Below are 12,460 nucleotides of genomic sequence, written 5' to 3'. Positions count from 1 at the left end.
TTCACATCAGGAACGAGGCCGACCGACAACATGTAGGAGCTCCCCATGAGCACGACCGACCCGGACATCGCCATCATTGAAACTTCCAGCCTCGGCGACCGCAGCTATCTGATCAGCCACGACGGTATCGCCGTGGTGATCGATCCACAACGCGACATCGACCGCGTCCGGGCGCTGGCAGCAGAAAAGAACGCTGTCATCACCCACGTGCTGGAAACTCACATCCACAACGACTACGTCACTGGCGGCCTGGAACTTGCGCGCGCCACGGGTGCCGAATACGTCGTCCCGGACGGCGATCCGGTCGAATACGAGCGCCGAGCAGTCGTCGACGGCGATGTCGTCGACGCGGGATCGACGACGTTCGAGGTCATGCACACCCCAGGGCATACTCATCACCACGTCAGTTACGTTCTGCACCGGCGCGGCGAGCCGATCGCAATCTTCACCGGCGGCTCCATGCTCTACGGGTCCACCGGGCGCACTGACCTGCTCGGCTCCGAGCACACTGATGAACTGACCCACGCGCAGTACCATTCGGTCCGCCGTATCGCGGCCGAACTGGCCGCTGAGGTGGAGGTCTACCCCACACATGGGTTCGGTAGCTTCTGTGCCGCAACTCCGACCAGCGGGGACTCATCCACCATCGGTGAACAGCAGCAGTCCAACCCCGCACTGACTCAGGACGAACACACCTATGTCGACGAGCTGATCGCGGGCCTGTCTGCATATCCCGCGTACTACGCCCATATGGGCGTCATCAACACCAAAGGGCCGGCCCCGATCGACCTGTCCATGCCCGAGCCCGTCGATCCAGACGAACTACGTCGCCGCATCGACGCCGGGCAATGGGTCGTTGACCTACGAGCACGCACCGCTTTCGCCGCCGGCCACGTCGATGGCTCTCTCGGGTTCGAACTGTCGACCAGCTTCGTCACCTATCTCGGATGGCTTTATCAGTGGGGCGTGCCGTTGACGCTGATCGGTGAAACAACCGACCAGATCGCCGAGGCGACCCGCGAGCTGGCTCGGATCGGCATCGACAGTCCCTCCGGATCCGCCGTCGGTGAGATTCACTCGCTCGTCGGCGACGGAAAGGTCCGCTCCTACGATGTATCCGACTTCGCCGGACTCGCGGCGGCCACCGGCGAACGTGAGATAAGCGTCCTCGATGCGCGTCAACAGTCCGAGTACGCGGACAGCCACCTTCCTGGTGCCGTGAACATCCCCCTCCACGAGCTACCACACCGACTCGAGGAAGTTTCCGCGGCCGAAGTGTGGGTGCACTGCGCATCCGGTTACCGCGCATCGATCGCCGCTTCACTTCTCGACCGCGAACACCGCACAGTGGTCCTCATCGACGATGACTACGAGCATGCCGTGCAGCTCGGCCTCCACACATCGCCCGCCTGACGAATGCGCCGCCGCTGCGCAAGCCGCACGATGCGAGTGGTTCACGGGGCTGATCTCCCCGATTTCAGCAAACGGCCATCGGATAATTCCGACAGAGGGCAGGAAGCCCAACCCCTGCCCGTGCCGACGTCCGAGAAGGCGGCCACCGCTGGTCCAACGATCATTCGGGCGCCGTCCGAGTTTGTCGTTCTGCCAATTCGCACTGGATCTTCCGCTCGCCTTTGCTTCGGTGGCCGGACCGTTGTGACGCGCCATGCACGGTTCCGGCCGGGATGCGGTGCGCGGAGTCGCAGACATCCGCGTGCCCCGGCGACCGCGAGGAGCCGGGACGGATCAAGGTGCCACCGTGCCAGCAGTGTCGGTCATGCCGCGGCGGCGATCAGGCGGCCGATCACACCGGATTCGAGCAGGATGATGACGCCCAGCCCGATGAAGACTGTGGGCACGAGCCAGTGCTCGACGCGCTCGAGGGTGTCGATGACCTTCTTGTGGGTGCCGAGCATTCTGCCGGCGGCGCACCAGAGTCCGACACAGATCAGGAACACGGCGATGGTAACGATGGTCTGGGGCGCACCGAGAGTGCGGAAGACCGGGGTGTAGACGGCGATGTTGTCGGCGCCGTTGGCGATGGTGATGGCGGCGACGCTGATCGTCCCGGCCGCGACCACTACGGGTTCACCGTCTCCGTCGCTGCGTAAGCCCTGGATCAGTCCCCAGATTCCTAGCGACAGGGGAAGTAATCCGAGTAGTCCAACCCAGTCCTCGGGCACGATCACCAACCCGAGGGCGGCGACCACACTGATCGCGACGAGGGTGATCAGGCCGAGGTACTGGCCGGCAACGATCTGCCATGCCCGCGGCCGTCCTTGACTGGCGGAGGCGACGAACAGGACGGTCAGTACGACGATGTCGTCGATGTTGGTGCCGGCGAACATCGCTACCGCCGCGGCGATGGTGCCGATCATCCTCGCATCCGGCGGCTGCCGCGGCGCGGCCTGATCTCGGGTATTGCTGTCATTTCGAACTCTCCTGTGCGGGCGGGGGATCGGCCGGGTCGTGGGTGGACTCAAAGATCAGTGATGCGACGAGCAGCACGACGCCGCAGGTGATGTAGGTGTCGGCGAGGTTGAAGGTGGGCCACCAGCCGGTGTGGAAATAGTCGGTGACCTTTCCGTCGACGGCACGATCGATCACGTTGGCGGCAGCTCCGGCGAGGATCGCCGACCAACCCACCGTCCCCACCAGTGAAGCGGTGGGGACGGTGCGCCAGGCGTAAATTCCGACGCCGAGAGTGATGGCGGCGGTGACCGCGAGGATGATCCAGGCCGGAAGCTGTTGGCCGATGCTGAACGCGACACCGCTGTTGTACGCCAACTTCAGTTGCAGCAATCCCATATCGACGGTGCGTGCACCGGAAAGGGTACGGCGCGCAACGGGTTCGGCCGACAGTGCGATCGCGATGAGAGCGAGACCGACGACCACGAGAATCACCCGCCGCGTGCTACCTGTGCGGATTGATCGAGCCGCTAATTCGCTCACGTGCGGGCCTCGACCTTCCCCGCCGGTGCGGGTACCGATCCGGTGGGGAAGGCTTGCGCGCGGCCGGCCCGGACACCGTTGGCGATGACCACGATCTCAGCGACCTCGTGCACCAGGACCACGGCGGCCAGGCCGAGGACCCCGAACAAGGCCAACGGCATCAGGACGGTGATGATCGCCAGCGACAGTCCGACGTTCTGCAGCATGATGGTCCGGGAGCGGCGCGCGTGCGCCAACGCCTGCGGCAGGTGCCGCAGGTCTTCGCCCATCAGAGCAACATCGGCGGTCTCGATGGCCACGTCGGATCCCATCGCGCCCATGGCAATGCCCAAGTCGGCGGTGGCCAGGGCGGGGGCGTCGTTGACACCGTCCCCGACCATTGCCGTCGGGCGGCGCGCACGCAAGGTTTCCACGATCCGTGCCTTGTCCTCCGGGCGCAGGTCGGCGTGCACGTCGTCGATGCCGACGTCGGCGGCCAGCGCTTGGGCGGTGCGTTCGTTGTCGCCGGTGAGCATCGCGACGGTGTACCCGCCGCGTCGTAGCCCGGCAACCACCTCACGTGCTTCCGGTCGGAGCTCGTCACGGACGGCGACCGCCCCGATGACCGTTCCGGCGCGCTCGATCAGCACCGCAGTGGCGCCGGCATGCTGCATCCGCTCGATATCCCCTGCCAGCGGACCCGGGTCGATCCAGCCCGGTCGACCGAGGCGCACAGGTATGCCGTCGATGTAGCCGGTCAAGCCCGCCCCTGTGACCGCGTCCACGTCGTCGGCAGGCACATAGTCCTCGACGGCGGCGAGAATCGCGCGAGCGAGAGGGTGCTCGCTACGCGCTTCCAACGCTGCGGCCACCGCGAGAACGTCCCCGCGGTCGGCGCCGTTCGCGGTCGCGACGTCGATCACGGCGGGTTGGTTGCGGGTAAGGGTGCCGGTCTTGTCCAACGCGACGGTGCGGATCCGGCCGAGCGCTTCGAGGGCAGCGCCGCCCTTGACCAGGACGCCGAGCTTGGATGCTGCGCCGATTGCGGCGACAACGGTGACGGGGATCGCGATGGCCAGCGCGCACGGCGACGCGGCGACCAGTACCACCAGGGCTCGTTCGATCCACACCAGCGGATCACCGAGCATGCTACCGACCGCGGCGATAGCCGCGGCGACGATCATCACGCCCGGAACCAGCGGCTTGGCGATCTTGTCGGCGAGGCGTTGCGCCTCGCCCTTGCGGGACTGCTCGGCCTCGACGATCCGCACGATCTTGGCCAGCGAATTGTCCTGCGCATCTGCGGTGACCTCGACTTCGAGGACGCCGGTGCCGTTGATCGACCCGGCGAACACCTCGTCGCCGGGACCGGCTTCGACGGGCATCGACTCTCCGGTGATCGCGGAGGTATCCAGGGCGGTGCGCCCGCTGCGAATGATGCCGTCGGTGGCGATCCGTTCCCCGGGCTTGACGATCATGACCTCACCGAGCTCGAGCTCCGAGGGCGGGACGGTTTCCTCCCGGCCGCCGCGGAGCACTGTCGCGGTGTCCGGGACCAGGGACAGCAGGGCGCGCAGGCCACGGCGAGTGCGGGTGACGGCATACTCTTCGAGTCCCTCGCTGATCGCGAACAAGAATGCGAGCATGGCTGCTTCGCCGACCTCGCCGAGCAGTACCGCGCCGACGGCCGCGATCGTCATCAGGGTGCCGACGCCGATCTTGCCCTTGGCCAGGCGTGTGAGAGTGGACGGGACGAAGGTGTAGCCGGCAATGATCAGCGCGCCCGCTTCGAAGCCGATCCCGAGAGCATCAGGCCCGCCGGCCAGCCGGACTGTCAGGGCCGCGATCAGCAGCACGCCCGCTGCTGCGGCCGCCCGGATCTCGGTAACCTGCCACCACTTTTCGATCTCGTGTTCTTCCTCGCCCTCGGCGCGGGGTTCGTCGTGGCCGCAGCCGCACGCGTCACTCACGGCTATCTCCGGTGTCGGTGCCGTAATTCGGGCACAGGGCAACCGCGTTCCCTGTCGCGGCAAGCAGCGTCTCCGCCGAGGCGAGTAGGTCCATCAACTCCGGTCGGGCCAGCGAGTAGAACACCTGCCGACCTTCTGGTCTGCCGTCGACCAGACCGCAATCACGTAGGCATGCGACATGTGCGGACACCGTCGACTGGGCGAGGCCGAGTTCACCGATCAAATCCGCAACCCGCGCTTCTCCTTCGGCGAGACGGCGCACGATCGACAACCGGGTGCCATCCGAGAGACTGTGGAACAGTGCCACTGCCGCATCCAGACTGGACCCGCTGCCGGTTGCAGCGAGGCATCCCGACTCGTTATTCATCGTCATAAAACGATGATAGCAATGTAGGGCGATTCGAGGAAGGGTGATGCACCGGACTTGGAAGTGAATGCGGTACGCCAGCCGAACGGTGGCCGGCCGACGTACCTCACCAGGAACGGCGAAGTGACATCGGTAGATTCCGAGTTGCTCGCCACGGCATCACATGGGGGGACAGCAAGGACCCATCGCTCGACACAGCCAGTCGCACAACATCTCCAGTGGGTTCATTTCACACCTCCTTCTGAGCGTTCGCCGTCAGCGCGACGACGAGCGGTCCGAGTCACCTGCGGTTCCCGAACGTCATCCATAATGGACATTCCAGTGCGATGGAAGGTCAAGGATCTCGTGAAAATTGGTGAACTGGCCGCTCGGAGTGGCGTTGCCCCGAAGACGCTGCGTTTCTACGAGGACAGTGGGGTGATTCCCGTCCCGGTCCGAAAGTCCAACGGCTACCGGGATTTCGGTCCGGAATCTCTTTCGCGTTTGCGGTTCGTCCGCAGCGCCCAGTCTGCAGGTCTCACCTTGCGAGAGATCCGCCAGATCCTCACCACCCATGACCGCGGGGCGGCTCCTTGTGAGCAGGTCGTGGAGATGCTCTCGGAGCATCTCTCCCAGGTTCGTGGCAAGATCCGCGAACTTGCCACCCTCGAAACAAACCTTGTTGCGCTGCTGGGTCGAGCGGAAAGTGGGATTCCGCCGGAAACCGACGATGTCGGTGTGTGCTGGATCCTGGAATCTGAGCCTCAGGACGGTGTTGCTGAATCGTGAAATCGATTGCGGGTGCACCCCCCTGTTTCAGCAGGTTCGGCGCTCAGCAATGTGATGAGGTGAGCGAAGCGGTTGTAGCGGTGTTGCCGGTGTGTTGATCAGTCCGGTGCAGAAGTAGTGGTGTCGGGATCTGTCGGGAACATCGATTCGGCGGATTCTCCGGGTGCGGGAATTGACAGGCGCCGCCACTCGGGGGCCGAGGTCACCATTGAGCGTTTCCGGAACTTTCGTTCCCAGGGAGCCATGTGCACTTCGCCTTGCCTTGGAAAGCAGGAATCCTCTGCGAAACCTGCATCGCTGTGATCCAAGGTTGCTGGCGAGCATGAGTGGGGTTGTCTTGCGACGGTTCACTTGCCGGGTTTACTCGTGCTGTTTGTCGTCGATCCAGCGCCAACCTGGAAGTTGTTCGAGTCGTGCGGAGCGGGCGTCGGACAGAATTCCTCGGTGGTGGTGTTTTCGTTGGGTGCTGACCCATTCGCCGAGGGGATAAGTTCCGGTGACCGCGCTCTTGGATGGTCGAGCATGACCGGAGTTCGCGACGAACTGAGTCAATACGGAAAACCCTCTCTCCCATTGTGTTTGGAAAGGATCCCAGTCCCAGCCGGGCAGCGCTTCGAGGGCGGCGATTTTCTCGATCGCCAGGGTGCCGGTTTTGTAGTCGCGGCGCCGGTGGTGGACCCACTGTCCGAGGGAGAACCCGTCGAGGATCTCTGATTGTCGGGGGGAGGCTGTTCCGTGGATGGCGGTGTAGGCCTTAAGGGCCGAGATCCCCTGTATCCACGCGTCGCTCTCGCGGCCCCATCGCCACCCTGGGAGCTTGTTCAGTTCGGCGATACGATCCGGGGGCAGGGTGCCGGCGCGATGCTCTTCTCGGCAGCGGAACACCCATTTGCCCACGTCGAAGCTGTTGGCGCGCGCTGAGCGAGGGACATCGGCACCATCGTGCTCTCGGAGGTACATCTCGAGTGCAGAGCGCCCGGTTTCCCAACGAACGGTGTCGTTGTCCCACATCCAGGCGGGTAGGGCTTCGAGCATGAGAATCTGGGTGTCGGTGAGCTCGCCATTCTGGTGGGCTGTGCGCTGGGCGTTCGCCCATGCGACCAGATCGATACCATCGATCACGAGAGTCGACGACAGGTCCGTGTCGGGGCGCGCGGCGAGCTCGTCCGATAATGCGGACAGTGCTGCTCGCCAACTTTTGCGTCGCGGTTTCCCCCAGGTCCAGCCGGGTAGGTTTTCGAGGAGGTCGGCTTCACCGGCGGAGAGTGTGCCGTCCCAGTATGCGATCCGTCGACGTGCCACCCACCCGCCGAGGTCGATTCCGAACGCATGGACTCGACCTGCGGGGCCGGCATGACCTTTGAGTTCGACGAACTTCGTCAGCGCTCGGAATCCTGATTCCCAGTCGTCTGTGGGTGCGCCCATCACACGACCTGGGAGTTCTTCCGGGTTCTGCTACCGCAGAGAGCTGATGGGTTCATGCACATAAGGAAGGAGCGAGGCGGTAGCCGGCGCCGCGGATGGTGCGAATGAACTGTCCGTGCTGCGCATCCGAGCCGAGTTTTTCACGTAGCCGCTTCACGTGCACCGCGACGGTGTTCGTTTCGGCGCTGTGACCCCATACTGCGAGGCTGATCTCGCTTTGGCTGGCGACGTGGCCGCGGCGTTTGATCAGGTAGACGAGCAGTTCGAGTTCCCGCTGAGTCAACTGTACTTCGCGGTTTCCGACGCGGGTCTCGTAGCCACTGGGGTTGACCCGGATCGGTCCGGCGGTGACGACACTGTCTTCGGCGGGTGAGAGTGTGGTGATGCCGGCGAACGGAGCAATGGTGGTGATGTCGTACGGGCGGGCAACGACCGCCGAGGCGCCCGCGGCGAGGACTTCGCGCACGATGCGCTCGTCGCCCGACTTGGCTGCACCGACCAGGATCGGAACATCGGACCGGCTTCGAATCGTGGCCACCACTCGTGCGGCGTCGACGTTGTCGGTGTGAGCAGCCAAGATCAGGACGGTCGGCACCTCCGCACCCACCGCCAGTAGAGTCTCGGCACCGTCACGGCACCAGTCGGTGCGAATCCCCATGTGGTCGGCGGCCGCCATGAACTGCGCAGCGGTGGCTGGGTCCGGCTCCGCCAGAAGCAGACGCGTATGCGAATCGGCCAAGGAGTAGCCGTAATGCGCTCCCGCAGCGACCTCCCGGTCCGGCTGACGCAATTCGATAGTCAACTGTCGACCCCCTATTTCAGAACGTACCCATTGTCTCACCTGAAGTAGCCGGTGAGGAGGAGGTCGACTGCCCACACAGCCACAGTGTCGCTCAGCCGAAGCGGCCGGAGATGTAGTCCTCGGTAGCTTTTTGTGTCGGGTTCGAGAAGATCTTCTCGGTGTCGTCGATCTCGACGAGTCGACCGGGCTTACCGGTTGCCTCGAGGTTGAAGAATGCCGTCTGGTCACTCACACGCGCAGCCTGCTGCATGTTGTGCGTGACGATGACGATCGTGAAGTCCTTCTTCAGCTCGGTGATCAGGTCCTCGATCGCGAGAGTCGAGATCGGGTCGAGCGCGGAGCACGGCTCGTCCATGAGCAGGACGTCGGGCGAGACGGCGATGGCACGCGCGATGCACAGACGCTGCTGCTGACCGCCTGAGAGGCCGCCACCGGGCTTGTCGAGGCGATCCTTGACCTCGTTCCACAGGTTGGCGCCGCGCAGCGAACGCTCGGCTACCTCGTCGAGCTTTTTCCTGTTGCGTTCACCGCTCAGTTTCAGGCCGGCGACGACGTTGTCCTTGATGGACATGGTCGGGAAGGGGTTGGGTCGCTGGAAGACCATGCCGATGGTCTTGCGGACGCCGACCGAATCGACGCTGGAATCGTAGATGTCCTCGCCGTCGAGCAGGACCGAACCCTCGACGCGCGCACCGGGGATTACTTCGTGCATGCGGTTGAGGGTGCGCAGGACCGTCGACTTTCCGCAGCCGGACGGGCCGATGAAGGCGGTGACGCTCCGGGGCGGGACGGACAGGCCCACATCGGCGACAGCGTGAAACTTGCCGTAGTAGATGTTGAGATCTTTGATGTCGAGGCGCTTGGCCATGTCTGGTGTTCCTGTCCGTTTCTAGCGCTTGTTGGTGAGGAAGCGGGTCGCGAGCGCCGCCAGAAGGTTGAGGAGTGCCATGACGATGATCAGCGTCAGGGCTGCGCCCCACACTCGGAGCTGGCCTGCAGGCTGCGGGTTGATCAGCTCGGTGTAGATCAGCAGCGGGAGCGAGGCCATGTTGCCTTCGAAGACGTCGAAATTGATCGAGCGGGAATAGCCGACGAGCACGAGGACCGGAGCTGTTTCACCCATGACTCGGGCGATGGAGAGCAAGACTCCGCTGATAATGCCCGGCATCGCGGTCGGGATGACGATGCGCATGATCGTCTTCCACTTCGGGACGCCCAGTGCATAGGAGGCTTCCCGAAGCTCGTCCGGGACGAGCTTGAGCATTTCCTCGGTGTTGCGTACGACGACCGGCAGCATCAGCAGCACCAGCGCCAGCGAGACGGCAAAAGCGCTCTGTTCGAATCCGAGAGTTGCGATCCACAGGCTGAAAACGAACAACGCCGCAACGATCGAGGGCACACCTGCGAGAACGTCGACCATGAAGGTCACTGTGCGAGCAAAGGCTCCGCGCCCGTATTCGACCAGGTAGATCGCGGCCATGATGCCGAGCGGGACGGAGATGAGCGCTGCGATCGCTGCTTGGATCAAGGTGCCGTACAGCGCATGGTAGATGCCGCCGGCGAACTGTTCCGGAAGCACACCCTGCAGAGAATTCGTCCACCAGCCGGAGGAGGTGATGGCGCGCCATCCCTTTTCGATGACGGTGAACAGCACCCAGACCAAAGGAATCAGCGCGATACCGAAGGCAGCATAGAACAGTACGGTGGCGATACCGTTCTTGGCTTTGCGGCTGGTGCTGATGCTTTGGAACGTCGGCGCCTTGGCCGGCGCATCGAGGAGATCGGCGCTCATCCGTTGACCTTGCCTTTCGCGACCATGCGAGCGAGTGCGTTGACGACGAAGGTCAATGCGAAGAGGACGAAACCAGCGGCGATGTACGCGCCGGTCGGAAGGGGAGCACTGAACTCTGCCGCTGCAGAGGCGATCTTCGAGGCGAAGGTGTAACCGCCGTCGAACAGCGACCAGCTCGAGGCATTGGCAGCCGAACGCAAGATGATCAGCACGGCCACTGTTTCACCGAGAGCGCGCCCCAGGCCGAGCATCGACGCGGCAATGATGCCGCTGCGCCCGAAAGGCAGCACGGTCATACGCACGACTTCCCATTTGGTGGCACCGAGCGCCTGTGCCGCTTCGATCTGCGAGCGCGGCGTCTGGCGGAATACCTCACGGGTGACCGAGGTGATGATCGGCAAAATCATCACCGCGAGAACAATTCCCGCAGTGAAAATGGTTCCGCCTCCGGTCAAGGAGACGTTGCCTTCGCTGAAGAGGAAGAACCAGCCGAGGTTGTCGTTGAGGAACTCCGCGACCGGGCTGAGCTTGGGGGCGAGGATGAAAATTCCCCAGAGACCGAACACGATCGAGGGCACCGCGGCGAGGAGATCGACGATCGAGCCGAAAGCGTGAGAGAGACGCGCTGGCGCGTACTGCGTCAAGAACACAGCGATACCCAGTGCGATCGGCACCGCAATCGCCAGAGCGAACACCGAACTGAGCACGGTGACCGTCAGGAGGTCACGGATACCGAAACGCAGATTCGATGCATCGCTGGTGACGAATTCGGTGCTGGTGAAGAAATTCGCGTTGTTCGCTTGCAGCGACGGGATGGCGCGAATGAGCAGGAAGATGGCGATCAGGCCGATGGAGACGACGATCGTGGCACCGGCACCGGTGGCCAGCCACCGGAAGACCTTGTCACCGAACTGGTGTTTTCCGGTCGAAAGAGACGAGGGAATCGTCAGGGAAGTCTTGCCGCTGTGATCAGGCATGCCGGGTATCTTTCCGCCCGCCCCCGGAGCCGCCGCAGTGGGCGTCTCCGGGGAGCGGGTTACGTCGTCGGGGTGCAGAGCCATCGCTGATCAGGCAATCAGGAGATCGCGTTGACTGCGGTGGTCAGCTTCTGCTGGAACGCGCTCGGGAGCGGGATGTACCCGTTTTCCTCGAGACCGTTCTGGCCGGCGCCGATCGTGGACTGCAGGAACGCGCGGACAGCGGTGCCGACCTCGGCGTCGGGGTACTTCGAGCACACGATCTCGTAGGTAGCCAGCACGATCGGGTACGCGCCGGTCTCCGCAGGCTTGTAGAAGGTGGACGTGTCGAGCACGAGGTCGTTGCCCTCACCCTTGATGGTGGCCCCGGCGATGGTCTTGCCGACGGTCTCGGTGCTGATCTCGACCGGTTCGGGACCGGCGGAGGTCACGATCTTGGCGGTCTGCAGGTTCTGAGCCTTGGCGAAGGACCACTCGTTGTAGGTGATCGCGCCTTCGGTGCTCTTGATGGCGGCGGAGGTGCCCTCGTTGCCCTTGGCGCCCTCACCGACGCCACCGACGAACGACTTGCCCGCGCCTTTGCCCCAAGCACCGTCCGAGGCTGCGTCGAGGTACTTCTGGAAGTTGTCGGTGGTGCCCGACTCGTCGTTGCGGTAGATCACGTTGATCTTCTCCGACGGCAGCGAAGCGCCCTCGTTGAGAGCCTTGATCGCCGGATCGTCCCAGGTGGTGATCGCACCATTGAAGATCTTGGCAGAGGTGGGGCCGTCGAGCACGAGGTCGTCGACACCCTTGACGTTGTAGGTCACCGCGAGCGGGCCGAAGACGACGGGAAGGTTCCAGGCGTCGCTGGTGCAGCGTTCTTTCGCGCGGTCGTACTCGCCCTTGTCCTTGCTGAGCGGAGAATCGGAACCACCGATGTCGGTCTGGTTTCCGATGAACTCACTCACACCGGCGCCCGAGCCGTTGGAGGTGTAGTTGAGGGTCTGTCCGCTGCACGCCTGCTCGAACGCATTCACGAAACGCGTCATAGCGTTGGCCTGGGCGGTGGAACCACTGCCCTTGAGTGCCGACTTGCCGCCGCACTCGACATTCGAGGTCGAGCCCGCGCCAGTAGCTCCGGTCGAACCCGTCGCGCCGGTGTTGTTGTCGCTGCCGCACGCTGAAAGCAGGAGGGTGCTGGCCGCCAGCACACTGAGGGCGGCGCCAGATCGCTTGAGCTTCACGTAGTTCCTTCGAAGTATCGGGGTTGCTCGCGCGGCGCGCGGCCACCGAGATCGAGTGACACTGAGCAGCGCTGATTGCCGCTCGGGTGATGAACCTAGAGGCCGGGGATGAACGGATATCGCTGCGAAAATGAACGGAACATGAATCCATGGGCGAAAGTTGAATGAACAGCCCGACTACCGGCAGGTATTGCTTGACAAT

Annotated in this window: 12 protein-coding genes; 2 read left to right on the top strand and 10 right to left on the bottom strand. The window is 63.8% G+C overall.

The window, feature by feature from the left end; genetic code table 11:
• Window positions 1–45: 45 nt before the first annotated feature.
• The gene (locus PCS43_RS28330) at window positions 46–1,413 is read left to right on the top strand and encodes an MBL fold metallo-hydrolase (protein WP_003944677.1); all 1,368 of its coding nucleotides are present in this window, start codon (window positions 46–48) and stop codon (window positions 1,411–1,413) included.
• A 362-nt stretch (window positions 1,414–1,775) separates the two neighbouring features.
• Here the strand turns inward: PCS43_RS28330 and PCS43_RS28325 are convergent, their stop codons facing one another.
• From PCS43_RS28325 to PCS43_RS28310, 4 genes are read right to left on the bottom strand one after another with little or no spacing between them, the layout of a single operon-like run.
• On the bottom strand, window positions 1,776–2,378 hold the full coding sequence (locus tag PCS43_RS28325; protein ID WP_003944587.1) for a cadmium resistance transporter: 603 nt from the start codon (window positions 2,376–2,378) through the stop codon (window positions 1,776–1,778).
• A 49-nt stretch (window positions 2,379–2,427) separates the two neighbouring features.
• Window positions 2,428–2,952, bottom strand: coding sequence for a signal peptidase II (gene lspA, locus PCS43_RS28320; RefSeq protein ID WP_011133466.1), 525 nt, complete (start codon window positions 2,950–2,952; stop codon window positions 2,428–2,430).
• Window positions 2,949–4,901 (bottom strand): heavy metal translocating P-type ATPase, encoded by a 1,953-nt coding sequence (locus PCS43_RS28315; RefSeq protein WP_003944623.1) that lies wholly within the window; start codon window positions 4,899–4,901, stop codon window positions 2,949–2,951. The genes lspA and PCS43_RS28315 overlap by 4 nt, the downstream gene beginning before the upstream one ends.
• Window positions 4,894–5,274, bottom strand: a complete 381-nt coding sequence (locus PCS43_RS28310) for an ArsR/SmtB family transcription factor (protein WP_003944657.1) — start codon at window positions 5,272–5,274, stop codon at window positions 4,894–4,896. Before PCS43_RS28310 ends, PCS43_RS28315 begins: the two co-directional genes overlap by 8 nt.
• Before the next feature lie 339 nt (window positions 5,275–5,613).
• Here PCS43_RS28310 and PCS43_RS28305 point away from each other — a divergent pair, with 339 nt between their 5' ends.
• Complete coding sequence (locus PCS43_RS28305; RefSeq protein WP_011331632.1) at window positions 5,614–6,036, top strand: heavy metal-responsive transcriptional regulator; 423 nt, start codon at window positions 5,614–5,616, stop codon at window positions 6,034–6,036.
• A 360-nt stretch (window positions 6,037–6,396) separates the two neighbouring features.
• Here PCS43_RS28305 and PCS43_RS28300 read toward each other — a convergent pair whose 3' ends face one another.
• The 6 genes from PCS43_RS28300 to pstS form a co-directional block, all read right to left on the bottom strand.
• Window positions 6,397–7,461, bottom strand: a complete 1,065-nt coding sequence (locus PCS43_RS28300) for a helicase associated domain-containing protein (RefSeq protein WP_011331631.1) — start codon at window positions 7,459–7,461, stop codon at window positions 6,397–6,399.
• Between the two features lie 52 nt (window positions 7,462–7,513).
• Entirely contained in the window at window positions 7,514–8,263 is a 750-nt protein-coding gene (locus PCS43_RS28295; protein ID WP_054186436.1) for a winged helix-turn-helix transcriptional regulator, read from the bottom strand.
• Window positions 8,264–8,354: 91 nt separating this feature from the next.
• Complete coding sequence (gene pstB / locus PCS43_RS28290) at window positions 8,355–9,131, bottom strand: phosphate ABC transporter ATP-binding protein PstB (RefSeq protein WP_118606089.1); 777 nt, start codon at window positions 9,129–9,131, stop codon at window positions 8,355–8,357.
• Window positions 9,132–9,152: 21 nt separating this feature from the next.
• Window positions 9,153–10,055, bottom strand: coding sequence for a phosphate ABC transporter permease PstA (gene pstA / locus PCS43_RS28285; protein ID WP_003944617.1), 903 nt, complete (start codon window positions 10,053–10,055; stop codon window positions 9,153–9,155).
• Window positions 10,052–11,032 (bottom strand): phosphate ABC transporter permease subunit PstC, encoded by a 981-nt coding sequence (pstC, locus tag PCS43_RS28280; RefSeq protein WP_270923153.1) that lies wholly within the window; start codon window positions 11,030–11,032, stop codon window positions 10,052–10,054. Before pstC ends, pstA begins: the two co-directional genes overlap by 4 nt.
• Before the next feature lie 98 nt (window positions 11,033–11,130).
• Window positions 11,131–12,258 (bottom strand): phosphate ABC transporter substrate-binding protein PstS, encoded by a 1,128-nt coding sequence (gene pstS, locus PCS43_RS28275; RefSeq protein WP_270923152.1) that lies wholly within the window; start codon window positions 12,256–12,258, stop codon window positions 11,131–11,133.
• Window positions 12,259–12,460 lie beyond the last annotated feature (202 nt).

The sequence above is a fragment of the Rhodococcus sp. C-2 genome, from assembly GCF_027854095.1.
Taxonomy (GTDB): domain Bacteria; phylum Actinomycetota; class Actinomycetes; order Mycobacteriales; family Mycobacteriaceae; genus Rhodococcus_F; species Rhodococcus_F qingshengii.
Note: the sequence above shows the minus strand (reverse complement) of the source record. Positions and strands in the feature narration are given on the sequence as shown.

What these genes read in the sequence shown, in the direction of transcription:
- PCS43_RS28330 (WP_003944677.1), top strand. Translation starts at nt 46, where the DNA reads ATGAGCACGACCGACCCGGACATCGCCATCATTGAAACTTCCAGCCTC.
- PCS43_RS28325 (WP_003944587.1), bottom strand. Translation starts at nt 2,378, where the DNA reads ATGATCGGCACCATCGCCGCGGCGGTAGCGATGTTCGCCGGCACCAAC.
- PCS43_RS28310 (WP_003944657.1), bottom strand. Translation starts at nt 5,274, where the DNA reads ATGACGATGAATAACGAGTCGGGATGCCTCGCTGCAACCGGCAGCGGG.
- PCS43_RS28300 (WP_011331631.1), bottom strand. Translation starts at nt 7,461, where the DNA reads ATGGGCGCACCCACAGACGACTGGGAATCAGGATTCCGAGCGCTGACG.
- pstB (WP_118606089.1), bottom strand. Translation starts at nt 9,131, where the DNA reads ATGGCCAAGCGCCTCGACATCAAAGATCTCAACATCTACTACGGCAAG.
- pstA (WP_003944617.1), bottom strand. Translation starts at nt 10,055, where the DNA reads ATGAGCGCCGATCTCCTCGATGCGCCGGCCAAGGCGCCGACGTTCCAA.
- pstC (WP_270923153.1), bottom strand. Translation starts at nt 11,032, where the DNA reads ATGCCTGATCACAGCGGCAAGACTTCCCTGACGATTCCCTCGTCTCTT.